This window comes from Aurantimonas sp., assembly GCF_964217435.1.
GTDB lineage: Bacteria > Pseudomonadota > Alphaproteobacteria > Rhizobiales > Rhizobiaceae > Aurantimonas > Aurantimonas coralicida.
Genome location: NZ_CAXPJM010000020.1, coordinates 154,490 through 178,875, shown reverse-complemented (window position 1 = coordinate 178,875; position 24,386 = coordinate 154,490). Strand labels below are relative to the sequence as shown.

The 24,386-nt window shown below is 68.5% G+C and carries 19 protein-coding genes; 10 read left to right on the top strand and 9 right to left on the bottom strand.

All coding sequences use genetic code 11. The features are described from left to right. Positions 1 to 223 precede the first annotated feature (223 nt). The 7 genes from ACEQX1_RS09215 (at position 224) to trxA (ending at position 14,424) form a co-directional block, all read left to right on the top strand. A complete protein-coding gene (locus ACEQX1_RS09215; RefSeq protein ID WP_370192454.1) occupies positions 224 to 2,818 on the top strand; it encodes an ATP-binding protein in 2,595 nt (864 codons plus the stop codon). After that, the gene (tsaE, locus tag ACEQX1_RS09210; RefSeq protein WP_370192452.1) at positions 2,815 to 4,383 is read left to right on the top strand and encodes a tRNA (adenosine(37)-N6)-threonylcarbamoyltransferase complex ATPase subunit type 1 TsaE; all 1,569 of its coding nucleotides are present in this window, start codon (positions 2,815 to 2,817) and stop codon (positions 4,381 to 4,383) included. Before ACEQX1_RS09215 ends, tsaE begins: the two co-directional genes overlap by 4 nt. Positions 4,384 to 4,400: 17 nt before the next feature. Then, entirely contained in the window at positions 4,401 to 5,144 is a 744-nt protein-coding gene (locus ACEQX1_RS09205) for a nucleotidyltransferase family protein (protein WP_230788885.1), read from the top strand. Between the two features lie 153 nt (positions 5,145 to 5,297). Continuing rightward, on the top strand, positions 5,298 to 7,163 hold the full coding sequence (locus tag ACEQX1_RS09200) for a putative bifunctional diguanylate cyclase/phosphodiesterase (RefSeq protein WP_370192450.1): 1,866 nt from the start codon (positions 5,298 to 5,300) through the stop codon (positions 7,161 to 7,163). Positions 7,164 to 7,291: 128 nt separating this feature from the next. Beyond that, complete coding sequence (gene addB, locus ACEQX1_RS09195; RefSeq protein WP_370192448.1) at positions 7,292 to 10,423, top strand: double-strand break repair protein AddB; 3,132 nt, start codon at positions 7,292 to 7,294, stop codon at positions 10,421 to 10,423. After that, complete coding sequence (addA, locus tag ACEQX1_RS09190; protein ID WP_370196753.1) at positions 10,420 to 14,049, top strand: double-strand break repair helicase AddA; 3,630 nt, start codon at positions 10,420 to 10,422, stop codon at positions 14,047 to 14,049. The genes addB and addA overlap by 4 nt, the downstream gene beginning before the upstream one ends. A gap of 54 nt (positions 14,050 to 14,103) precedes the next feature. Further along, positions 14,104 to 14,424: a thioredoxin gene (gene trxA, locus ACEQX1_RS09185; RefSeq protein ID WP_370196752.1), complete on the top strand. Its 321-nt coding sequence runs from the start codon at positions 14,104 to 14,106 to the stop codon at positions 14,422 to 14,424. Between the two features lie 95 nt (positions 14,425 to 14,519). Here the strand turns inward: trxA and ACEQX1_RS09180 are convergent, their stop codons facing one another. From ACEQX1_RS09180 to ACEQX1_RS09145, 8 genes are all read right to left on the bottom strand, one after another. Next, positions 14,520 to 15,854 carry a folylpolyglutamate synthase/dihydrofolate synthase family protein gene (locus ACEQX1_RS09180; RefSeq protein ID WP_370192442.1) on the bottom strand — a complete coding sequence of 445 codons (1,335 nt, stop codon included), beginning with the start codon at positions 15,852 to 15,854 and terminating at the stop codon, positions 14,520 to 14,522. 44 nt (positions 15,855 to 15,898) lie between these two features. After that, positions 15,899 to 16,843, bottom strand: coding sequence for an acetyl-CoA carboxylase, carboxyltransferase subunit beta (gene accD / locus ACEQX1_RS09175; RefSeq protein ID WP_187389945.1), 945 nt, complete (start codon positions 16,841 to 16,843; stop codon positions 15,899 to 15,901). 135 nt (positions 16,844 to 16,978) lie between these two features. Then, a complete protein-coding gene (gene trpA / locus ACEQX1_RS09170) occupies positions 16,979 to 17,812 on the bottom strand; it encodes a tryptophan synthase subunit alpha (RefSeq protein WP_370192439.1) in 834 nt (277 codons plus the stop codon). A 1-nt stretch (position 17,813) separates the two neighbouring features. Further along, positions 17,814 to 18,134: a divalent-cation tolerance protein CutA gene (gene cutA, locus ACEQX1_RS09165; RefSeq protein ID WP_230788899.1), complete on the bottom strand. Its 321-nt coding sequence runs from the start codon at positions 18,132 to 18,134 to the stop codon at positions 17,814 to 17,816. Positions 18,135 to 18,233: 99 nt separating this feature from the next. Continuing rightward, the gene (gene trpB / locus ACEQX1_RS09160) at positions 18,234 to 19,454 is read right to left on the bottom strand and encodes a tryptophan synthase subunit beta (protein ID WP_187389948.1); all 1,221 of its coding nucleotides are present in this window, start codon (positions 19,452 to 19,454) and stop codon (positions 18,234 to 18,236) included. Next, entirely contained in the window at positions 19,451 to 20,137 is a 687-nt protein-coding gene (locus ACEQX1_RS09155; protein WP_370192435.1) for a phosphoribosylanthranilate isomerase, read from the bottom strand. The genes trpB and ACEQX1_RS09155 overlap by 4 nt, the downstream gene beginning before the upstream one ends. Positions 20,138 to 20,226: 89 nt before the next feature. Beyond that, a complete protein-coding gene (locus ACEQX1_RS09150; protein ID WP_370192433.1) occupies positions 20,227 to 20,979 on the bottom strand; it encodes a M48 family metallopeptidase in 753 nt (250 codons plus the stop codon). 142 nt (positions 20,980 to 21,121) lie between these two features. Then, positions 21,122 to 21,553 (bottom strand): DUF2852 domain-containing protein, encoded by a 432-nt coding sequence (locus ACEQX1_RS09145; protein ID WP_370192487.1) that lies wholly within the window; start codon positions 21,551 to 21,553, stop codon positions 21,122 to 21,124. Positions 21,554 to 21,721: 168 nt separating this feature from the next. Here ACEQX1_RS09145 and ACEQX1_RS09140 point away from each other — a divergent pair, with 168 nt between their 5' ends. From ACEQX1_RS09140 to ACEQX1_RS09130, 3 genes are all read left to right on the top strand, one after another. After that, a complete protein-coding gene (locus ACEQX1_RS09140; RefSeq protein WP_187389952.1) occupies positions 21,722 to 22,165 on the top strand; it encodes a YqaA family protein in 444 nt (147 codons plus the stop codon). Positions 22,166 to 22,270: 105 nt separating this feature from the next. Beyond that, positions 22,271 to 22,681, top strand: coding sequence for a VOC family protein (locus tag ACEQX1_RS09135; protein WP_024349451.1), 411 nt, complete (start codon positions 22,271 to 22,273; stop codon positions 22,679 to 22,681). A 21-nt stretch (positions 22,682 to 22,702) separates the two neighbouring features. Beyond that, positions 22,703 to 23,377 (top strand): ceramidase domain-containing protein, encoded by a 675-nt coding sequence (locus ACEQX1_RS09130; protein WP_370192430.1) that lies wholly within the window; start codon positions 22,703 to 22,705, stop codon positions 23,375 to 23,377. A 140-nt stretch (positions 23,378 to 23,517) separates the two neighbouring features. Here the strand turns inward: ACEQX1_RS09130 and ACEQX1_RS09125 are convergent, their stop codons facing one another. Beyond that, the gene (locus ACEQX1_RS09125; protein ID WP_370196751.1) at positions 23,518 to 24,243 is read right to left on the bottom strand and encodes a L,D-transpeptidase; all 726 of its coding nucleotides are present in this window, start codon (positions 24,241 to 24,243) and stop codon (positions 23,518 to 23,520) included. Positions 24,244 to 24,386 lie beyond the last annotated feature (143 nt).

Genomic DNA, 24,386 nt, shown 5'->3' with positions numbered 1-24,386 from the left:
CTTTGCGTCTCGTCAGGGCATCTCCGGTGTTCTGGCTTCGGCCCCGGCTGACTGCGAATCCGACATTCGCACTGCCATTACGGGCCACCGGCAGCGGCGGTGCGTGCGGTATGGCGCCTGCGGCCGGGACAAGGACGCCGGGATACGCTGGCTGACACGAACGGGGACTGACGGAATGAACGAGGGGTGTGGATCCGGGCGCGGCGGCGCTTTCCGGACACGAATGGATTCTTGCGACGGGCGCCGTACCGCAACGGCAGACCGGCACGCGCATACACCCGCATCGCCAGCCCGGCGGCGGGCCATCGGCTCCGGCCTCGCAATCCTGGCACTGGCTCCCACGCCGGCCTCGGCCCAGCTCCTGTCGCTGGCGGGCGGCGTCGATACCATGCTGGGACCGGCCGACATTCTCTACCTGGCCCTTGTCGCCATGCTGATCGGCGCCTCGATGCTGAGCGCTGTCTTCCTGATCCGCCAGCGCGCCGCGACCGCCACCGAGAACGACCTGCTGCGCGCCAGCCTGGCCGAAAGCCGGGCCGAAGCCGAAGCGCGCACTATGCTCCTGACAGCCGGCGAAGAGCGGCTTCTGGTCTATTCCGGCCCCGGCGCGCCGGAAATCCTCGGCGCCCTGCCCGGTCCTGCCGGCGCCCCGGTCGAGGAAAAGCGCTTCCTGTCCTTCGGCGACTGGATGGCCGCCGACGTCGCGCTGCGGCTGCAGACCGCGATCACCGCGCTCCGCCATGACGCCGAGCCCTTCAGCATCGAGATCGACCTGCCCCATGGCCGCCTGATCGAAGCGTCGGGTAAGACCATCGGCGGGCTCGCCGTCGTCCGCTTCGTCGCCCTGGAGGGCCTGCGCGAGCGCGTCCGGGAGGCCGAGATCGCCAGCGCCGATGCGCTCGCGATGATCGAGACGATGCAGAATCTCTTCAACGCCGCCCCGATCCCGGTCTGGCTGCGCGACCGCAACGGACGCCTCGGCTGGGTGAACAACGCCTATGCGGCGTCGGTCGACGCAAAGGAAGCTGCCGACAGTCTGGAACGCCAGGTGGAGTTCCTGTCCGAGCAGGATCGGCTGACGATCGCCGCGCGACTGGCCGAACACGCCGTCTTCTCAGACAAGCTCTCGACGGTGGTCGCGGCCGACCGCCGCAATTTCGCGGTGGTGGAAGCCACCGGCCCGCTCGGCTCAGCCGGTCTTGCCATCGACGTGTCGGAAACCGAGCAGGTCCGCATGGAGCTGCGCCAGACCATCAATAGCCAGTCCGAGACCCTCGACCAGCTCACCACGGCGGTCGCCCGCTTCGACGACAAGACGCGCCTCACCTACCACAACGCCGCCTTCCAGCGCCTGTTCGACCTGACCAATTCCTATCTGGAATCAGAGCCGGACCATCTGGCCCTGCTCGACCATCTGCGCACCCGCGGCATCCTGCCGGTGGAGAAGCTGTTCCGCAGCGAGATCCAGGACCAGGACCTCGCCGCCTACCGGGCGACCGAGCCGACCGAGACGATGTGGCACCTCGCCGATGCCCGCACGCTGCGCGTCATCGCCACGCCGCAGCCCCAGGGCGGCGCCACCTGGATCTTCGAGGACATCACCGAAAAGCTCGATCTGGAAAGCCAGGTGAAGGCCACGGTCCAACTGCAGCGCGAGACGATCGACTATCTGTCGGAGGCCGTCGCGGTGTTCGGCAGCGATGGCCGCCTGCGGCTGTCGAACCCGTCCTTCGCCGAGCTGTTCGGGCTCAAGCCGGACTACCTCCTGTCGCGGCCGCGCATCCACACCCTGTCCGATCTCGCCAGCGTCGCGATCCGCCGCACGATCTCCGCCGCCGACACCGATGGCACGGCGTCCGCCGTCGGCGGCTGGCCGCTGTTCTGCCAGTCGGTCACCGCCTTCGACGAAACCCGCCGCGACACCGAGACCGGCGAGATGACCCTGTCCTCCGGCCGCACCATCGCCTTCGCCATCGTGCCGCTGCCCAACGGCCAGACCATGCTGACCTTCTCCGACATCTCCGACGCGCGTCAGGCCGAACGGATGCTGCGCGAGAAGAACGAGGCCCTGGAGCAGGCCAACCAGATCAAGAACGACTTCGTCCAGCACGTGAACTACGAGCTGCGTTCGCCGCTGACCAACATCATCGGCTTCTCGGCGCTGCTGCGCTCCACCGAGACCGGGCCGCTCAACGAACGCCAGAGCGAGTATCTCGACTACATCGCCGTCTCCACCAGCTCGCTCCTGACCATCGTCAACGACATTCTGGACCTCGCCACGGTCGATGCCGGCATCATGGAGCTCGACCTGTCCGAAGTGGACATCGTCAGCACCGTCGAGCACGCGGCCGACGGCATCAGGGAGCGGCTGGAGGAAGCCGAGGTCACGCTGCGGATCGACCTCGACAAGGCCGGCGAGACCTTCATGGCCGACAGCCACCGGCTCACCCAGATCCTCTTCAACCTCCTGTCGAACGCCGCGAATTTCGCGCCGGCCGGCACCGCCGTCGACGTCGTCGCCACACGTGGCCCGCGCGCCATCTCCTTTGCCGTCACCGATCGCGGCCCCGGCATTCCGGCGGACCAGATCGACCGGGTCTTCGAGCGCTTTGAATCCAATCCGGCCGGCGGGCGCCATTCCGGCGCCGGGCTGGGCCTGTCCATCGTCAAGAGCTTCGTCGAACTGCATCGCGGCACGATCTGCATCCAGTCCGCGCCGGACGAGGGAACGACGGTGATCTGCGACTTCCCGCTCGACCCGGCTGCCCCGCTGCGCCACGATGGCGACGATCACGCCTTCGAGGACGCCGCCGAATGAGCGCCACACGCCCGGCAACGATCGCGAGCGACGCCCCGCCCGAGCTCGTGGAGATCGCCCGCATCCCGCTGGCCGACGAAGCTGCCACGCTGCGGCTCGGCGGCGACCTGGCGCTGGCCCTGACGGCAGGCGACGTCGTCGCGCTGATCGGCGATCTGGGCGCCGGCAAGTCGACGCTGGCACGCGCCGCGATCCGCACCCTGGCCGACGACGCGGAGCTCGAGGTGCCGTCGCCGACCTACACGCTGGTGCAGCCCTACGAGACGATCCCGCCGGCGGCGCATCTCGATCTCTACCGCCTGTCGGGCGATGACGAGCTGGACGAGCTCGGCGTCGAGGAGATGGCGCGGGACGGCATCGTCTTCGTCGAATGGCCGCAGAACGCGCCGTCGGCACTGGCCGCGGCCACGGTGACGGTCACGCTGGACAATGCCCCCGGCGGCGGTCGGACCGCCCATGTGAGGGCCGATGCCGAGGCGGCCCCTCGCATCCTGCGTTCGCTGGCGATCCGCCGCTTCCTCGCCGAAGCCGGCTGCGCCGATCAGCCCCGCCGCCGCTTCAGCGGCGATGCCTCCAGCCGCCGCTACGAGACGGTGGACCGGGACGGCCAGACGCTGGTGGTCATGGACGCCCCGCGCCAGCCCGACGGCCCGCCCATCCGCGACGGCCTGCCCTACAGCCGCATCGCCCATCTCGCCGAGGACGTGGCGCCCTTCGTGGCCGTTGCCAATGCATTGTCAGCGCAAGGTTTCGCGGCGCCGCGGATCCACCGTGCCGACCTCGACGCCGGCCTCCTGCTGATCGAGCATCTGGGCAGCGAGACCCTGCTCGACGCCGATGGGCATCCGGTCCCCGAACGCTACGAGGCTGCGGCAGAGGCGCTCGCCGCCCTGCACGGGACCCGCTGGGACCCGGTCATGCCGGTGACGGATGGCATTTCGCACACGGTGCCGCCCTATGATCGCCGTGCCATGCGCATGGAAGTGGACCTCCTGCCCGACTGGTATCTGCCCCATGCCCGGCATCGATCGGCCAGTCCCGACGAGACGGCGCACTTCGCGCAGATCTGGAACGGCCTCTTCGATGCGCTGGACGATGCCGAGACCAGCCTGGTGCTGCGCGACTTCCATTCGCCCAACATCATCTGGCGCCCGGCTGAAGAGGGTCTCGCCCGGATCGGCCTCATCGATTTCCAGGACGCGCTGATCGGCCCGGCCTCCTACGATCTCGCCTCGCTGGCACAGGATGCCCGCGTCGACGTGTCGGCCGAACTCGAGGCGCGGCTCACCGCGCACTACGCCTCGCTGCGCGCCGGGAATGCCGGTTTCGACGCCGCCGGTTTCGAGCGCGCCTACGCCATCATGGCCGCCCAGCGCGGATCCAAGATCCTCGGTATTTTCGTGCGATTGCTGGAACGCGACGGCAAGCCGCAATATCTCCGTCACATCCCACGGATTAAAGCCTATCTGGCGCGCACGCTCGACCACCCGTCCCTGACAGCCCTGCGCGAACTGTACCAAGACTGGGGCGTCCTCGACGAGGCACCGACGCAGCGCCCCCTTTGAGCCCGGACAAGAGCCGCATGACCCTGTCGACCACCCCGTCCTTCAAGCCCAAGACCGCCATGGTTCTGGCCGCCGGCCTCGGCAAGCGCATGCGGCCGATCACCTCGACCATTCCCAAGCCCCTCGTCGAGATCCGGGGCAAGGCGCTGATCGATTACGGGCTCGATGCGCTGGCCCGCAACGGCGTCGAGCGCGTCGTCGTCAACGTGCATTACATGGCCGATCTGATGCGGGCGCATCTGCGCAAGCGCAAGGACATGGAAATCATCGTCTCCGACGAGCAGGACGAGTTGCTGGATTCGGGCGGCGGCATCGTCAAGGCCCTGCCGGAGCTCGGATCCGAGCCCTTCTACGTGATCAATTCCGACACGTTCTGGATCGACGGCTACCGCGACAATCTCGACCTGATGGCGCATCTGTGGAACCCGGCGCGCATGGACATGTCGCTGCTGATCGCCGACATGCAGCAGGCCACCGGCTACGACGGCAAGGGTGATTTCGTCATGGATGTCGAGGGCCGGCTGACCCGCGTCGAGGAGCGCGACATGTCGCCCTTCATCTATGCCGGCGTGGCGATCATGAAGCCCGAGATCTTCGCCGGTATGAAGCCAGAGAAATTCTCGCTGAACCGCGTTTTCGACAATCTGATCGACGCCGACCGTCTCTATGGCGTGCGGCTTGGCGGCCTGTGGATCACGGTCGGAACGCCCGGCGCGATCCCGCTTGCGGAGGCCGCCTTCATCGCCAGCGCCGCCGCCTGACGACGTGAGGAGTCATCAACGGTTTACCGTTGCAAAACAAACAGATCGCCTCGCTGAACACTTATTTGTGTTTGCATTGCGAGATCTGCCGTTGAGCCTTTTCTAACGCACCGGCCCGCAGGGTGCTGTCTGAGCACAGGACGGGTGGACTCGATGCGGACAGACGGCCATTTCGCGCTGCAGCAGCTGCAGACCGAAATCCTCGAGGCGATTGCCCTGGGTTCGCAATTCGACGTCATCGCCAATCTCCTGTGCACGCGCGTCGAGAGCCTGGCGCCCGGCGTGACCTGCTCGATTCTTCTGGTCGATGAAAACCGCCGGCTGCACTCGCTGGCCGCCCCGTCGCTGCCGGCGCATTACTGCGAAGCGCTGAACGGCCTGGAGATCGGGCCCAGTGTCGGCTCCTGCGGCAGCGCGGCATTCCGTGGCGAGCCGGTCGAGGTCACCGACATCGCCACCGACCCGCTCTGGTCCAGCTTTGCGCGGCTTGCCCTGCCGCTGGGCCTGAGGGCCTGCTGGTCGAGCCCGATCTCCGATTCCTCCGGTCGCGTGGCCGCGACCTTCGCCTTCTATTATCCGGTCCAGCGCGGACCGAGCGCGTTCGAGCGCCAGATCGTCGATGCCTGCGTGCATCTGTGCACGATCTCCATCGCGCACACGCAGATGCAGCAGCACAACCATCACCTTGCCTATTTCGACCAGCTGACGAGCCTGCCCAACCGCCGCTGTTTCGACGAGGCGATCACCACGCTGGCGCTCGGCGCCGCGCCGAACTTCGCGCTGATCCTCGTCGATATCGACCATCTGAAGTCGATCAACGATTCCATGGGCCACATGGTCGGCGATCGGCTGATCCGCGAGGTCGCACAGCGCCTGCGTGACAGCGACTCCGCGGGCGTCAGTGCCGCCTACCGGCTGAGCGGCGACGAGTTCGCGGTGGTCTGCGATCGCTGCCACGACCATGACGAACTTGCCCGGATCGCCCACACGATCCGCCAGCGCATGAGCGCGCCCTTCGAGTGCAACGGCAACATGATGGTGCCGCAGGTCACGCTCGGCGGCGTCGTCTACGGTCCGGACGGAAGCGACGTCGAAACGCTGCGGCAGAACGCCGATTTCGCGCTCTACCATGCCAAGGAGACCAACCGCGGCAGCTACGTCGCCTTCGACGCCGGCCTGCGGACGACGATTATGCAGCGGGTCGAAACCATCCGCGAGGTGGACCAGGCGCTGTCTGAAGACCGGATCCTGACCTACTACCAACCCGTGGTCCGGCTCGACACGGCCGAGATCGTCGGTCTCGAAGCGCTGGCGCGCATGGTCATGCCCGATGGCCAGATCGTCGCCGCGGGCGCCTTCTCGGCGGCCTTCTCCGACAACAAGGTCGCCTCGCGCATCAGCGAGCGCATGTTCGCGCAGATCGCCCGCGATCTGGCGACGTGGATCGCCCGCGGCCTGCCGATCCAGCATGTCGGCATCAATCTCGCCCCGGCCGATTTCGAATCCGGCGATCTGGAAGCGCGGTTCCTCGCCCCCTTCAAGGCGGCCGGCGTGCCGTATCATCACCTCGTCGTCGAGGTCACCGAGAACGTCTTCCTCGACGGTCTCGGCGAGGATGTCGCCGAGAGCCTGGCGCGGCTTCGCAACCTCGGCATCCTTGTCTCGCTGGACGATTTCGGCACCGGCTTTGCCTCCCTCACCCACCTGCTCAAGCTGCCCGTCGACATCATCAAGATCGACCGCTCCTTCGTTGACCAGATGCTCACCGATGCGCCGAGCAGCGCGATCGTCGAGGGGCTGATGGGTATCGCCGACAAGCTGGGGATGCGGGTCGTGGCCGAGGGGATCGAGAATGCCGGGCAGGCCGAACGGCTGAACGAGCTCGGCTATGTTCTCGGCCAGGGCTACCATTTCGCCCGCCCTGCCGATTTCAACAGCACCACCGACCTCCTGCAGCTCTTTGCTCAACGCCAGGCGCAGCCGCCCGCCGTCGCGAAGGGCTGGGCCGAGGCGTCCTGAAGCCGGCAACACGCGCCGTACGGAACCGCCGCGAACGCCGCTCGCCCCGCTGCGAACCCCCACGCGCAATCGGGCCGCGCCGGCAACTGACCCGTGCGAATCGTCAGGGCTTGGCCTAGACTCGGTCCATGATCGCCAATCTGTTTTCGATCCCGCCGGGACGGCCCTTCCTTGCCACGCTTGCCGAAGGCCTGCTCGACGGTCGCATCGTGCCGTCCTTCCGCTACACGGGCGATCCGCTGGCCCTGGCCGGCGCGACGATCTACGTGCCGACCCGCCGCGCCGCGCGCGCGCTGGCCGGCGAATTTGCCCGGCTTCTGGGCACCGGCAGCGCCATTCTTCCGGCCATTCGGCCGATTGGCGAAAGCGACGAGGCCAGCCAGTTCGCGCCCGAGGGCGAGCGGCCGTCGCTGGAACCGACCATGGGCGAACTGGAACGGCGTCTGCAACTCGCGCGCCTCGCCCGGCAATGGCGCTCGGTCACGCGCGGCCGTGAATTCGAGGCGCTGATCGGCGAAGAGGCCGTCTTGCCGGCCAGCGCCGCCGACGCCCTCTGGCTCGCCGCCGATCTCGGCGCGCTGCTCGACGAGGTCGAGACCGAAGGCACCAACCTTAGCAAGCTCGCCGGCCTCGCCCCCGATGCCCTGTCCGACTGGTGGCAGCTCACCGTCACCTTCCTGTCGATCGTCACGGAGACCTGGCCAAAGGCGCTGGCCGAGGCCGGCCGGGTCAGCGAGGCGACGGCCAAGAATGTCTGGTTGCGGGCCGAGGCCGAGCGGCTGCGGCGCGATCCCGGCACCGGCCCGGTGATCCTCGCCGGTTCCACCGCCACCGCCCCTGCGACCATCGAACTGATGCACGCCATCGCCCATCTCGAGCAGGGCGCCCTGGTGCTGCCCGGTCTCGACCGGCATCTCGATCCGGAGGCCTTCGCCGCAATCTCTCGCGAGGGGGCGATCTCGGCGCCCGGCCATCCGCAATACGGCCTGAAGACCATCCTTGCCCGCTTCGCCCTGCCACCGGAGGCGGTGTCGCATCTGGCCCCGAACGAAGAGCCTGTCCTCACCGCCCGCGAGGCCTTCGTCGCCGATGCGCTGCGCCCGGCCGAAACCACCCATCGCTGGCGCGAGACGGCGCGCGATCACGGCGCAGAGGCCCTGGACGGCCTCGCTCTCGTCGAGGCGAACGACGAACGCGAGGAGGCCCTCGCGATCGCCTGCGCGATGCGCGCGGCGCTGGCCGATCCGGATGCGACGACGGCTCTGATCACCCCGGACCGCAATCTCGCCCGCCGGGTCGTCTCCGAGCTCGCCCGCTTCGGCATCGCCGCCAATGATTCCGGCGGCCGGCCGCTGGCGGCCACGCCGCCCGGCACGCTGCTGACCACCCTCGCCGCCGTTGCCCTGCAGCCGGGCGACCCGATCGCGCTGATCGCGCTTCTGAAGCATCCGCTGACCCGGCTCGGCATGCCGGCCGCCGAGGCCCGCCGCGCCGCCCGCGCCATCGAGATGCTGGCCCTGCGCGGTTCGGTCGGCATTCCCGACGGCGCCCGCCTCGGGACCATCGTCGCCGAGCGGCGCAGGATGCTGGAGACGGCGACCCACATGCCGCGGCCTGTCCGCATCCTCCCCGAGGCCGAGCGCGAACTGGCCCAGACCATGGCCGACCGTCTGGAGGTCGCATTGGAGCCGCTGTCCGCGCTGCGCGACGGGACCGAACGCGAGATCGCGGCCTATGCGACCGCGCTGACACGCTGCCTCGAAGCCGTGGCGGCGGATGCCGACGGGGACGCCTCCGAGGTCTATGCCGAGGAGGCCGGCCGGGCGATGGTCGAGTTCCTGAGCGACATCGTGCGAGCGCCCGACACCGGCTTTGGTTTCGCGTCCCGCGAACTCGGCGACGTCATCGATGCGCTGATCGCCGGCGTCACGGTCAAGCCGCGCGGCGGCCTCTCCGCCCGGGCCTTTGTCTGGGGCACGCTGGAGGCGCGGCTGCAGAGCGTCGACATGGCGATCCTCGGCGGCCTCAACGAGGGCACATGGCCCGGCGGCACCAAGAGCGGCGCCTTCCTGTCGCGGCTGATGCGCCGCGAGATCGCCCTCGACCCGCCGGAGCGGCGCATCGGCCTGGCCGCCCACGACTTCTGGATGGCGATGGGCGCCCGCAAGGTCGTCATCACCCGTTCGCGGCGTGCCGGCGGCGCCCCGACGATCGCCTCGCGCTGGCTGCAGCGGCTGACGACGCTGGCCGGCGAGGACGGTACCGCGCGCCTGCGGGCCGCCGGCCAGACCTATCTCGACCATGCCCGCCGGCTCGACGACGCACCGGCCGATGCCGGACCGGACATCCGCGCGGCCCGCCCCGAGCCGCGCCCGCCGCTGGAGCGCCGGCCGACCTCCTATTCGATCACCGATGTCGAGACGCTGATCCGCGATCCTTATGCGATCCATGCCCGCAAGATCATGAATCTCGAGCCGCTGCCCGAGCTGATGCGCGATCCGCACGCCGCCGAACGCGGCAATCTCTTCCACGACATTCTCGGCCGCTTCGTCCAGCGTGGCCACGATCCCGACGCGGCGGATGCCGAAGCGGAGATCCTCGCCATCGCCCGCGAGCGCTTCGATGAGGAAATGCTGCCGCCGGACATCGAGGCGGTGTGGTGGCCGCGCGCCGAAGCGCTGTGCGCCAACTTCATTGCCTGGGAGCGCGAGCGCGGGCCCCGTGTGGCGAGGCGTCATGCCGAGATCGGCGGCGCTTACGACTTCACCGACCTGGCGACGACGCTGCGCGGCCGGGCCGACCGCGTCGACGTCATGACCGACGGCTCGACCGAGATCCTCGACTTCAAGACCGGCACGACGCCCTCGGTCTCGCAGGCCCGCGCGCTGCTCGCTCCGCAGCTGCCGCTGGAAGGCGCCATGGCCAAGCTCGGCGCCTTCGCCGACGCCGGCACCGCCTCGGCCATTTCCGACCTCGTCTACGTCCGCCTGCGCGAACGCACGCTCTATGAAGACCATCTCGCCAGCGACGGCGGTCGCAAGGGCGAGCCGGTCGATCCCGACGCGCTCAGCGACGAGGCCCTGGCCAAGTTCCGCGGCCTGGTGGCGAATTTCCGCAACGCGGCGACCCCGTTCCGCTCGCGCACACGGCCCTTCATCGCCGGCGATTTCTCCGGCGCCTACGATCATCTGGCCCGGGCGCAGGAATGGTCGATCGGCGCCGACGAGAACGGCGACGGCGGCGAAGGGAGCCCGGCATGAGCGGCTTTACCGGCATTGCCGAAACGACGCGGCTGCAGGCCATCGCCGCCGATCCGGAGCGCTCGGTCTTCGTGTCGGCCAATGCCGGCTCCGGCAAGACCCATGTCCTGACCGAACGCGTCGTGCGGCTGCTTCTGTCGAAGGTCGAGCCGTCGAAAATCCTCTGCCTGACCTATACCAAGGCGGCGGCGGCCGAGATGTCGGGCCGCGTCTTTGCACGGCTCGCGAAATGGGCGACAGCCGAGGATGCCGATCTCGCCGCGGAGATTGCCCGGCTCGACGGCAGGCCGCCCACGCCGGAGCGGATGATCGTCGCGCGGCGTCTCTTCGCCGAGGCGCTGGAGACGCCGGGCGGGCTGAAGATCCAGACCATCCACGCCTTCTGCGAGGCGATCCTCCACCAGTTTCCGCTGGAAGCGAACGTTCCGGGCCATTTCGAGGTTCTGGACGACGCCGAGAGCATGGCGCTGCTGGCCGAAGCACGGCGCCTGCTGATTACCGGCGCGGCGCGGAAGGCACCGGGCGAAGCCGCCTCGGCGCTGGCGGACGCCTTTGCCTCGGCTCTGACGCTGGCCGGCGAATGGGGCCTCGACCAGCTCATCGGCGAGATCGTCAACCGGCGCGACGCCATCCGGCGGCATCTCGACGAGGCCGGCGGGATCGACGCGGCAGTCGCGCTTCTGCGCCACGCCTTAGGGCTGGAGCCCGGCGAGGACGAGGCCGCGATCCTCGCGGCGGCAGACGATGCGCCCGGCTTCGACGCGGCCTTCTGCGACAGCGCCATGAGCCTTGCCGCTGCCAGCTCCAAGCCGACCGACGCCAAGTTCCACGACCGCCTGCAGGCGCTCCGGGACGCCGGCACGCCCGACGCGCGGCTCGCCGCGTTGAAGGCGCTGTGCCTGACGGCCAAGGGCACGCCCTACAAGCCGTCGAGCGTTGCCACCAAGGCGGTGGCCGACGCCCTGCCCGATTTTCCCGAGAAGCTGCAGCAGCTGGCCGACCACGTCCAGGCGATCGACGAGCGCCTCGCCAGCCTGCGGCTGTTCCGCGCCAGCGCCGCGGCGCTGGTGATCGCCGACGCCTTCGAGCGCGACTACGCCATCCTCAAGCGCCGGCGCGGACGGCTGGATTTCGAGGATCTGATCGTGCGGACCGCCGAGCTCCTGACCCGCTCGGCCGCCTCCGCCTGGGTCCATTACAAGCTCGACCAGGGCATCGACCATGTGCTGATCGACGAGGCGCAGGACACCAGTCCGCGCCAATGGCAGGTGATGCGCCAGCTGGTGGAGGAGTTCTTCGCCGGCGCCGGGGCGCGCGAGGTCACCCGCACGGTCTTCGCCGTCGGCGACGAGAAGCAGTCGATCTATTCCTTCCAGGGCGCCTCGCCGCGCATGTTCGCCGATGAACAGCGGGCCATGCGGCAGCGTGCCGAGGCCGCCGAGGCCCGCTTCGAAGAGGTGCGGCTGACCCAGTCCTTCCGCACCGCCGCCGACGTCCTGCGGGCGGTGGACACCGTCTTTGCCGATGCGGAAAACCGCAAGGGCCTGTCGTCGGGCGACGAGCCGCCGGCGCACCAGACCGCGCGGGGCGAGGCGCCGGGCCTCGTGGAGATCTGGCCGGTCTACCAGGCCGAGGAACAGCCGCAGTCGCGCGACTGGCTGCAGGCGATCGACTACGAGCCGGCCAATTCCCCGGCCAACCGGCTGGCACGGCGGATCGCCGCCCAGATCGGCGACTGGATCGGCGATCCCATCGCTCACAAGGGCGCGGTACGCCCGCTGGCGGCGGGTGACGTCATCGTCCTGGTGCGCAAGCGCTCCGGCTTCGTCGCCGCCATGGCCAAGGCGCTGCGCGACGCCGGCATCCCGGTCGCCGGCGCCGACCGTCTGGTCATCACCGACCATATCGCGGTGAAGGATCTGATGGCACTCGGCCGGACGGTGGCCAATTTCGAGGACGATCTGTCCTTTGCCGCCGTCCTGAAGTCGCCCTTCTTCGATTTCACCGACGACGACCTCATGGGGCTGGCCCTGTCCCGCGAGCGCCACGAGCCGCTGTCGCTCGGCCTGCGGCGGATCTGCGGGCCGGAGGGTCTCGGCCGCGTGCCGGAATTCGTGCCGGACGAAACGACCGAGGCGTTTCTGGCCAAATGCCGTTACGCGCTGACGCGGCTCGACGAATTTCGGGCCCGTTCGGGCTTCGAGACCATCTTCGCCTTCTATGCCCGCATCCTCGGCCCCGAGGGTGGCCGGGCCCGGCTGACGCGCCGGCTGGGATCTGACTCGGGCGAGGTCATCGATGCCTTCCTCGATCTGGCGCTGGCCGACGAGGAAGCGGGCGAACCCGGCCTCGATGCCTTTCTCGCGCGGCTGGCCGCCGCCCCGCCCTCGATCAAGCGCGAGATGGAGCAGGGCCGCGGCGAGGTGCGGATCATGACCACCCACGCCTCCAAGGGCCTGGAGGCGCCGGTCGTCTTCCTCGTCGATCCCGGCTCGGCCCCGTTCAGCCACGCCCATGGCGCCCGGCTGATGGAATGGCCCGACATGCCCGGTCTCGTGCCCGGCATGTCGCCGGGCTTCCTGTGGCGTGCCGCCAAGGATCTGGAGAACGACGCCATCGCCGCCCTCAAGGAGGCGGAAAAGGCCCGGGCCGAGGAGGAATATCGCCGGCTGCTCTATGTCGGCATGACCCGCGCCGCCGACCGGCTGGTCGTGTGCGGCGTCTCGGGCGTGCGCGGCCCGAACGAGAATTCCTGGCTGCAGCGGGCTCAACTCGCCCTGTCGGCGGAGTGCGAGCCGGTCACCGACGCCGACGGCGCGACCATCGCCTGGCGCTTCGGCGCAGCCGGGACGGGCGACAAGCTGGCCGCCGCGATCCAGCCGCAGCCCGACGCGCCCGCCCCGCTCGATCTGTCGCCGCTGCCGCCGGAAATCCTGCCGCCGCGGCCGCTGTCGCCGTCCTCCGCCGGCGAGGGCACCGAGATCGCCGAGGACGACGCGATCCCGCCTGAGGCCGCCCCGGCCTTCGTCTCGCCGGTGCTCAGCCAGACGGGCGATCCGTCCTTTGCCATCCGGCGCGGCCTGGCTGTCCACAAGCTCCTGCAGGTGTTGCCGGAGATGGCGGCGGACGCACGAGAGGCGGCCGCCCGGCGCTATCTGGCGACCGCGGCGCCGGAGATGCGTCTGGGCGATCACGACGCACTGGTGGCCTCGGCGCTGGCCGTCATGGACGATCCTGCCTTCGCCCCGATCTTCGCCGCCGGCAGCCGGGCCGAGGTGCCGGTCGCCGGCGAGATCACGCTCGCCGGCCGCAGCTATCGCGTCAACGGCACGATCGACCGGCTCGCGGTCACCGCAACGCGGGTGCTGATCGTCGACTACAAGACCAACCGGCCGCCGCCCGCCTCGCTGGCGGAGGTCTCGCCGGCCTACATCATGCAGCTGGCGCTCTACCACGAGATGCTGAAGCCGCTCTATCCGGACCGGCCGATCGAGGCGGCGCTGCTGTTCACCGAAGCGCCGCGGCTGATCGCCCTGTCGGAAGCGGTGATGGAGCAGGCGGTCGCGCGCCGCCGGGCGTCCACCCAATCGGCAACGGAGCGTCAAGAGAACGGCGCCATCGCTTGATTTGGCGCCAAGCGACTTCTACGTAACGAGGCGAACAGGATTTAGGAGCCGACCATGGCCACGACAAAGATCGACACCAGCAATTTCCAGACCGACGTCCTCGGCAGCGACAAGCCCGTCGTCGTCGATTTCTGGGCCGAGTGGTGCGGGCCCTGCAAGATGATCGCGCCGAGCCTCGAGGAAATCTCCAGCGAGATGGACAATGTCCGGATCGCCAAGGTGAACATCGACGAGAACCCGGATATCGCCGCCCAGTACGGCGTGCGTTCGATCCCGACGCTGATGCTCTTCAAGAATGGCGAGCATGCGGACACGATGGTCGGTGCGCAGTCCAAGTCGAAGCTCGTCGACTGGATCAACAAGGGCGCCGCCTGAGAGGCTCAGCGTCCAGCGCCATCGCGATGAACTGAAAAGGCCCGGGTCGATCGCCCGGGCCTTTTTTGTGTGATGGGCTCAGAGACCGCGGGAGTTCAGCGCGGGGCGAGACCGCTGCTGGAGAGGACGTCGCCGACCAGATAGAGCGAACCGCAGATCAGGAAGCGTGGCGCGCGGCTGTCGTCCCAGCTGCTGGAGACCAGCCGGATCGCCTCCTCGACACTGTCGCAGGGCTCGGCGTCGAGACCCGCGTCGATCGCCGCCTCGGCCAGATCGTCGGGATCGATGCCGGCATCCGACGAGCCGACGGGCACGGTGAAGACATGCCGGGCAATGCCGGCGAAGGCCGCGAAGAAGCCGGTCGGGTCCTTGGTATTGATCATCCCGACGATCAGGAACAGCGGCCGCGAGACCCGCTCCTCCAGATCGGCCAGCGTCTCGGCGATGGCGGCGCCCGCACCGGGATTGTGGCCGCCGTCGAGCCACAGCTCCGAGCCCGGAAACGCCGCCCGGTAGAGCGGACCCGAGGCAATCTGCTGCATCCGTCCCGGCCATTCGACATGGGAAAGGCCGGCCTCGATCGCCTTGTCGGCCGGTGCGAAACCGCCATGGCGCAAAGCGGCGATGGCGGTTGCGGCGTTGGTCAGCTGATGGCGTCCCGGCAGCCGCGGCATCGGCAGGTCGAGAAGGCCCGACTCGTCCTGATAGACCAGCCGCCCATGTTCCTCATAGGCGAAGAAGTCCTGGCCGTAGACGAGCAGCGGCGCCCCGGCGCGGTCGGCCATGGAGGTCAGCACTTCCAGCGCGATCGACTCGTTCTGTTGGCCCAGCACCACCGGCACGCCGCGCTTGATGATGCCGCCCTTCTCCGCCGCGATCAGTTCGACGCGGTCGCCGAGATAGGACTGGTGATCGAGCGAGATCGCGGTGATGACCGTGACGGCCGGTTTCTCGATGACGTTGGTGGCGTCGAAGCGACCGCCGAGCCCGACTTCCAGAAGCACCGCGTCGGCGGGATTCTCCGAAAACAGCAGGAACGTCACCGCGGTGAGGATCTCGAAGACGGTGATCGGCGCGCCGGCATTGGCCTTCGCGGCGCGGGCCACGGCCTCGGCCAGCATCGCGTCGTCGACCAGCGCCCCGGGCTCGCCCTTGCGGCCGATGCGGTAGCGCTCGTGCCAGTTGACGAGATGCGGCGAGGTATGGGCGTGCACCGCCTGCCCGTCGGCCTCAAGGATGGCCCGGCAGAACGCCGTGACGGAGCCCTTGCCGTTGGTGCCGGCGATGTGGATCTGCGGCGGCAGCTTGCGCTGCGGCTCACCGAGCTCGGTCAGAAGCCGACGGATGCGGTCGAGCGACAGGTCGAAGCCCTTCGGATGCTTCAGCATCAGGGCATCGATTTCGGCGGCGGCCAGCGAGGTCGTTGTCATCGGAAAGAATTACGCCAGTGCGGGGAGCGATGCAAAAAGGTCGCTCAGCCCGCGGCCTGCGATTCCGGCGCCTGGACTGGCTCGGATCCCATGGCCTCGACCGGCTCGGCCACGATCGCCTCCTCCTCGACGGCCTCGGCCGGCTGCCGGGTCAGCAGCTTCAGGAGATTGGCGATGGTCGGGCGCAATTCGTGACGATGCACGACCATGTCGACCATGCCGTGGGCCATCAGATACTCGGCGCGCTGGAAGCCCTCGGGCAGCTTCTCGCGGATCGTCTGTTCGATGACGCGGGCGCCGGCAAAGCCGATCACCGCGCCCGGCTCGGCAATGTGGACGTCGCCCAGCATCGCATAGGAAGCCGATACGCCGCCGGCCGTCGGGTTGGTCAGGACGACCATATAGGGAAGCCCCGCCTCCTTCAGCATCTCCACCGCCACCGTGGTGCGCGGCAGCTGCATCAACGACAGGATGCCCTCCTGCATGCGCGCGCCGCCGGAGGCGGCGAACAGCACCACCGGGCGCCGCTCGGCGATGGCGGTCTCGAAGCCCTTGATGATCGCCTCGCCGGCGGCCATGCCGAGCGAGCCGCCCATGAAGGCGAAGTCCTGGACGATGGCCATCACCGGCACGCCTTCCAGGCTGCCGCGCGCCGCCAGCACGGCGTCGTCCATCTCGGCCTTCGCCTTGTATTCCTTCAGCCGGTCGACATAGCGCTTGGAGTCGCGGAACTTCAGCGGATCGACCGCGACCTTCGGCAGTTCGATGGTCTCGAAGGCGCCGTCGTCGAAGAACGCCTTCAGCCGGTCGCGGGCCCGGATGCGCATGTGGAAGCCGGAGGACGGCACCACCCACTGGTTGGCTTCCAGATCCTTGTGGAAGACCATCTCGCCGGTCTCGGGACATTTGATCCAGAGGTTTTCGGGCACTTCACGCGTGGCGAGGAGGCTCGAGATCTTCGGGCGAACGTAGTTGGTGATCCAGTTCAAGGCACTTGTCCCGTGGCAAAATCGGTCCGGCAGCCGGTGCCGGCGAGGGGCGGCAGCGCAATCGCTGCCGCAGGAATTAGGCGGTCACGCATCCCTGTCGACGGGACGCGTCACGCCCCGGACATGGTCGCCCGCTCAGGACTTGGCAAGATGGGCGGCACGCACGCCGCCGGCGATCTCGCTGACGAGGTCGCGCACGTCGCTCACCGTGCGAGCGGTGGCGCGGCCGTTCTCCAGCGACTGCTCGATCGCCTTGACGATCGCCGAGCCGACGACGACGCCGTCGGCGCCCTTGCCGATCTCGCGCGCCTGGTCGGCGGAGGTCACGCCGAAGCCGACGCAGACCGGCAGGTCTGTGTGCTTCTTGATGCGGCCGACCGCGGCGGCGACCTTGTCCGCATCGGGAGCGGCCGAGCCGGTGATGCCGGTGATCGAGACGTAATAGACGAAGCCGGAGGTGTTCTTCAGCACTGCCGGCAGGCGCTTGTCGTCGGTCGTCGGAGTGGCGAGCCGGATGAAGTTCAGCCCCTTGTCGAGCGCCGGCAGGCAGAGCTCGTCATCCATCTCCGGCGGCAGATCGACGACGATCAGCCCGTCGACGCCGGCCTCCAGCGCATCGGCGACGAAGGTCTCGACGCCGTAGATGTAGATCGGGTTGAAATAGCCCATCAGCACGATCGGCGTCGTCTGGTCGCCTTCGCGGAAAGCGCGGACCAGCGACAGGGTCTTCTTCAGGCTGGCGCCCGCCTGCAGCGCCCGCAGACCGGCCTTCTGGATTGCCGGGCCGTCGGCCATGGGATCGGAGAACGGCATGCCGAGCTCGATGATGTCGGCGCCGGCCGCCGGCAGCGCCCGGGCGATCTCCAGCGCCGTCTCGTGGTCGGGATCGCCGGCCATGACGAAGGTCACGAAGGCGGGGCGACCCTCTTCCTTCAGCGCGCGGAACCGGTCTTCGATGCGTGTCGTCATGTCAGGCTTTCGTCACCTCGGCGACCCATTCTGCGGTCGCCGCGTCCACGTGGTCGACCTTGAAGCCGAAGATCGCGGGCGTGTCATAGGGATGGTGTTCGCGGATCGCCGCCGCGCAGGCGTCGAACCGGTCCGCCGTGGTCTTGATCGTCAGCGGCCACTCGTCGTGGCGCTCCTTGCTGCCCTGCCAGACATAGCGGCTGTCGACTTCCTTGCCGATATTGACGCAGGCCGCGAAGCGACCGTCGATCAGGACATGCGACAGTTCCCGCGCTTCATCGAGCGACGGGCAGGTGACGTGGATTTCGACGATGTCGGTCATGCAGGCTCGCTTCGCTCGCTGGCTTCTCCAGCGTTGTCAGCTTGGTTTTTCGGACATTCCGCTTCCCGGGCCGCCGATCGCCGCGGCCCGTCCGGTCGTCTAGAGATCGACCCCGAGATGCTTGGCGGCGGTGAAGACGTCCTTGTCGCCGCGCCCGCAGAGATTCATCACGATGATCTGGTCCTTGCCCATGGTCGGGGCGCGCTTGACCACTTCGGCCAGCGCATGGGCCGGCTCCAGCGCCGGGATGATGCCCTCGGTGCGGGTCAGGAGCTGGAAAGCCTCGAGCGCTTCGGTGTCCATGATCGGCACATATTCCACCCGGCCGGAATCCTTCAGCCAGGAATGCTCCGGCCCGATGCCCGGATAGTCGAGGCCGGCCGAGATCGAATGGCCTTCCTTGATCTGGCCGTCGTCGTCTTGGAGCAGATAGGTGCGGTTGCCGTGGAGAACGCCGGGGGAGCCTGCGGTCAGCGAGGCACAATGCTCCTCGCCCTCAAGGCCCTTGCCGCCCGCCTCGACGCCGACGATGGCGACATCCTTGTCGTCGAGGAAGGGATGGAACAGGCCGATGGCGTTGGAGCCGCCGCCGACGGCCGCCACCAGCATGTCCGGCAGGCGCCCTTCGGCGGCCATCATCTGCTCGCGGGTCTCCTTGCCGATCACCGACTGGAACTCGCGCACCAGCTCCGGATAGGGATGCGGGCCGGCGGCGGTGCCGATCAGGTAATAGGTGGAATCGACATTCGTCACCCAGTCGCGGAGCGCCTCATTCATGGCGTCCTTCAGCGTGCCGTGGCCGGCGGTGACCGGCACGATCTCGGCGCCCAGGAGCTTCATGCGGAAGACGTTGGGCGACTGCCGCTCGACGTCGGTCGCGCCCATATAAATGACGCAGGGCAGGCCGAAGCGGGCGCAGACCGTGGCGGTCGCCACGCCATGCTGGCCGGCGCCGGTCTCGGCGATGATCCGGGTCTTGCCCATCTTGCGGGCAAGCAGGATCTGGCCGAGGCAGTTGTTGATCTTGTGCGAACCGGTGTGGTTCAGCTCGTCGCGCTTGAAATAGATCTTGGCGCCGCCGAGCTTCTCGGTCAGCCGCTCGGCGAAATAGAGCGGCGACGGCCGGCCGGTGTAATGGGTGTTCAGCCCGTCGAGCTCGGCCTTGAACGCCGGGTCGACGCGGGCGGTCTCCCAGGCTTCCTGCAGATCGAGGATCAGCGGCATCAGCGTTTCGGCGACGAAGCGGCCGCCGAAGATGCCGAAGCGGCCTTCCTCGTCGGGGCCGGCGCGGAAGGAATTCGGGGTCAGCGGCTGGTTCACGAGACTCGTGCCTTTCTCGCCGGCTCGCCCAGGCGATCCAGCGCATCGAAGAAGCTGTGCATGCGGCCGGCATCCTTGACGCCGGGGGCGCTCTCGACGCCGGACGACACGTCGATGCCGGACGGATCGGCGATCCTGACGGCCTCGGCGACGTTGTCGGCGTCGATCCCTCCGGAGAGCATATAGGCCATTTGCGGGTCAAGGCCCGACCCGGCGGCCGAAAGCAGCGTCCAGTCGAAGGAGACGCCGTTGCCTCCCGGCAGATCGGAGCCCTTGGGCCGCTTGGAATCGAGCAGGATGCGGTCGGCGACGCCGGCATAGGGCGCGACCGCGGCGAGATCCTCGGCGGCAGAAATCGGCAGCGCCTTCATCACCTTCAGCCCGGTGCGCGCCTGGATGTCGCGCACCCGCTCCGGCGTCTCGCGGCCATGCAGCTGCAGCCAATCCGGCTTCACGTCGCTGGCGAAACGGTCAAGCAGCGCATCGTCGGGATCGACGGTGACGATCACGGTCTCGGCGCGGCCGCCGACCGTTGCGACGATCTCGGCCATCGGCCCCACGTCCATATGCCGCGGGCTTTTGGCGAAATGCACAAAGCCGACATGGCTTGCGCCACGCTCCAGCGCCACCGCGAGGGTCTCGGGTGTGGACAGTCCGCAAATCTTGACGTCGAAGGCTCGCAAAAGCCGTACTCCCGAAGGTCGGATCGCACTCTTGGCGCCCTTATCGCGCCTCTCGCCCCGGCCTGTAAAGGATGCGGCAAAACCGCGGGTCAGGCGCCGGAACAATCGATGGCGTGGAGGCCCGCACCGTGGCGCTTCAGCCAGTCGCGGCCGTGGTCCATGCCCGGGCAAAGCTCGCGGCAGAGCGCCCAGAACGACGCGCCGTGGTTCATTTCGCGAAAATGCGCCACCTCGTGGGCGGCGAGATAATCGAGCACCTCCGGCGGTGCCATGACGATGCGCCAGGAAAAGGCCAGTCGCCGGTCGATGGTGCAGGAGCCCCAGCGGCTGCGCGTGTCCTTCAGCGCCATCGAGCGCGGACGCAGGCCGACGGTCGCCGCATGGCGATCCACCGCCGCCTGCAGATCCTGCCGCGCCTCGCGCTTCAGCGTATCAACGACACGGCGCACGAAGTGCTCCGGCGCGCCGCCGACCATGAGGCACGCCTCCCCGTCGACCGTCTCGAAGCGCGATGCCCGGCGCTCCGGCGCCGACACGAGCCGCAACGTGCCGCCGCGAAACGGAATGGTCGCGCCGTCGGCGACGACCACCTGCCCCGGTGCCCGGGCCACGCGTTCCTCGACCCAGCCGCGATGGCGCTCCAGGAATTCGGCGATCGCCCGGCCCGACACCTGGCGCGGCGCGGTCACCACCACGCCCGAGGCACCGGGAGCGAGCCGCAGGATCATGCGCTTGGCGCGGGGGTTACGCCGCACGGTCACGGCGACGGGGCCGTCGGCGAGATCGAGCCGTTCGGGGATTGCCGAGACGCGCGGCTTGGCATGGGGAAAGAGGAAGGACATCGGCAGCCGGACAGGGATGGGCGGCGATACGCCGCCGTTCGAATCGCAGTCTACACCCTCACGACACGAAAAACGGCGACGCCCGAGGGACGCCGCCGCCTTTTTCATGGACGCCCGGCCGGGCCGGGCGCCATCGTTTCGGTCAGGCCGGCTGGCCGTCGACCACCGGACCATCGTCGCGGCGCTTGCCGCGCTCGGCCATGAAGCGGTCGAACTCCTGCTGGTCCTTGGCCCGGCGCAGTTCGCGCGCATAGGCGGCGAATTCGGCCTCGGCCTCGTGCAGGCGGCGGCGCTCCTCGTCGAGGCGGCTGAGTTCCTTCTCCCGCCAGTCGTCGAAGGCGACATTGCCGGTCCGCGGGGCGCTGAAGGGGCTGCCCCCGCCGGCGCGCTTCAGGCCGCCGAACAGGCGGTCCGTCGTCTCATTGACGTCCCGCTTGAAGCCGTCCAAACGGTCACCCCAGAGGATGTAGGCCAGCATCGCCAGGCCGAGAGGCCAGAAGATCATGAAACCGCCAACCATCAGGGCAATCGTGGCAGGCGTCCATGCCGGACGAATCAAAGCTCGCGAAGTCATCGCAGTCACGTTCCTTTCGAAAATGGCCGCGACGCTGAGGCACCGCGGGGGCTTCGACATGTCTTGCTGCAGTATCCACAACATGGTGACTGGCGAAACGGCGTTCAATCTCCCGCGCGCGAAAATTGGCCGGTGCGAGCGTTTTTCGGTTCGCCCGGCGGCCCCGCGATGACGCTGTTCGCCGCCTGCGCGGGCCTGTTCTGGAGTGCCTTCCTCGCCGCGACGCTGTTGCCCGGCGCCTCGGAGATCGTGCTGGTCGCGCTGCTTGCTGAAGGCGTCGGCGAGCCCTGGCTGCTGGTCGTCGTCGCCGGTGTCGGCAACACGCTCGGCTCGGTGGTCAACTGGGTCTGCGGCCGCTTCCTCCTGCACTATGCCGACCGCCGATGGTTTCCGGTGCCGCCGCGCCATCTCGACAGGGCCACGGGGTTCTTCAACCGCTACGGCGTCTGGACCCTGCTGCTTGCGTGGTGGCCGCTCGGCGGCGATGCGCTGACGGTGATCGCCGGCGTGCTGCGGGTGCCGCTCCTGCGCTTCACCATCCTCGTCGCGATCGGCAAGTTCGCCCGCTACGCGGTGGTCGCCGGCGCGACGCTCGCCTGGCCCGGGCTCTGACGCAGGTGCCCGGCCGGGGCATCGCGTCGAGGGGTATGAAGTTTTGATGACCCGGATCGCGAAACGCGATTACGATGCTATCCTCGTCGCAAGGGAGGAGCCGCGATGCCATCGACCGTCATTCCCACCATTCGCTACGAGAATTGCCGCAAGATGATCACCTGGCTCTGCGATACACTCGGCTTCAGCCGCCACGCCGTCCACGAGGATACCGACGGCAGTATCCTGCATGCCGAACTCGTCCATGGCGACGGCATGGTGATGGTGGGCGACGCCCGGGACGACGCGTTCGGCGCGTTGCAGACCACGGCGAAGGCCGGCGCGCCCGTGTCCCAGAGCCCCTATCTGGTGGTCAAGGATGTCGACCATCTCTACGAGGCGGTGCAGGCGGCCGGCGCGACCATCGTCGTGGATCTGCAGGAGAAGAGCTACGGCTCGAAGGAATTCGCCTGCCGCGATCCCGAGGGCCAACTCTGGAACTTCGGCACCTACGATCCCTGGCGCACCGGACAATAGGCCTGACGCGACGGCGCGGCCATGGACTGGACGCAACCGATCGACGCCTATTGCGAACGCCTGGGAGCCGGCTTCTGGGCCGAGCCGCTGAATGCGGTCTCCAATCTCGCCTTCCTCGTCGCGGCCGCAGCCGGCTTCGCGCTGTGGCAGCGGACCGGCGGACGGGATCGGCCGGTATGCCTGCTCGCCGGCCTCGTCGCCATCATCGGCATCGGTTCGTTCCTGTTCCACACCTTCGCCAACCGCTGGTCGAGCCTTGCCGACGTCCTGCCGATCGCACTCTTCATCTACGCCTATTTCTTCCTGGCGCTGCATCGTCTCGTCGGGCTCCGCCGTTGGGCGGCGGGCCTCGGCACCGCCGCCTTTCTGGGCGCCTCGATCCTCTCGGAGCCGCTCTTCGCAGGAATGGTCGGATCCTCGGCGGGCTACGTGCCGGCGCTTCTCGCCATGCTCGGCATCGGCGGCTATCTGGTCGCGGCCCGGCACCGGGCAGGTCCCGCGGTTCTTGCGGCCGGGACGGTCTTTGCTGTCTCCCTCAGCCTGCGCATGGCCGACATGCCGCTCTGCGCGGACTGGCCGCTCGGCACGCACTTCCTCTGGCACGTCCTCAATGCGGTGACACTGGGACTGCTGCTGGCCGCCGCCGTGGCGGGCCGCCAACCGGAGACCGAGGCCGCAAGAGCCACCGCACGCTGAAGCGCGGCGGGGTCGATCATCCAGTTCGATAGCGCAGGACAAAAAAAGGCCGGACGCCTCCCCCGAAGCATCCGGCCCTGGCGGTCCCCCGCCCTGTAAACTGGTGCCCGGCGACGGATCGCCGGAGACAGCGCCTCTGCTCAGCGAGCGGCGAGGCGCTCCTTGCCCTGCTTGACCACGACGCGCGCATCCATCGGAACGCGCTCGTACAGGTCGATGATGTCCTGGTTCATCAGACGGATGCAGCCCGACGAGGCGGCGGTCCCGATGGTCCACCATTCCGGCGTGCCGTGCAGGCGGAACAGCGTGTCCTTGCCGTTCTGGTAGAGATACAGCGCACGGGCGCCGAGCGGGTTGGTCAGGCCGGGCTCCATGCCGTCGCGATAGGGCTCAAGGTCCGGCTTGCGGTCGATCATCTCGGCCGGCGGAAACCATTTCGGCCAGGAGCGCTTGGCGCGGATGTTGGCGTCGCCCGCCCAAGAGAAGCCGGCGCGGCCGACACCGATGCCGTAGCGCATCGCCATGCCGTCGGCCTCGACCACGTAAAGGAAGCGGTTCGGCGTATCGACCACGACGGTGCCCAGCTCGTATTCGCGGCCTTCCGGGAAGGACACGCGCTGGCGCAGATACTGCGGATCGATCTTCTCGGTCGGAATCGCCGGCAGCGCGTAGCCATCATCGACGACGGCCGAATAGCCGAGCGCCGAGGTGGCGCCGAGGCTGCCTTCGTTCGGCAGGTTGGTCGGTGCGGTGTAGGCGGAGACCCCGGACGGCGCCAACGATGCGCGCTGGTTGCTCGCGCAACCGGCAGCCACGGCCAGCGAGAGGACCGCAGCACCAAGGAGAAGGGAACGTTTGCTCGTCATCGAAAATGCCATGTTCGGGGTGGGATGGGATCAGTTCGCCGAACGAACCGCGCACCGGAGGAGCGCCGACCATCTGTAGCCGTCTCCTCGTTAGTCCGCGTCCATCCGTCAGGCAATACGAGATGGAAGCACGGCGTTGGTTA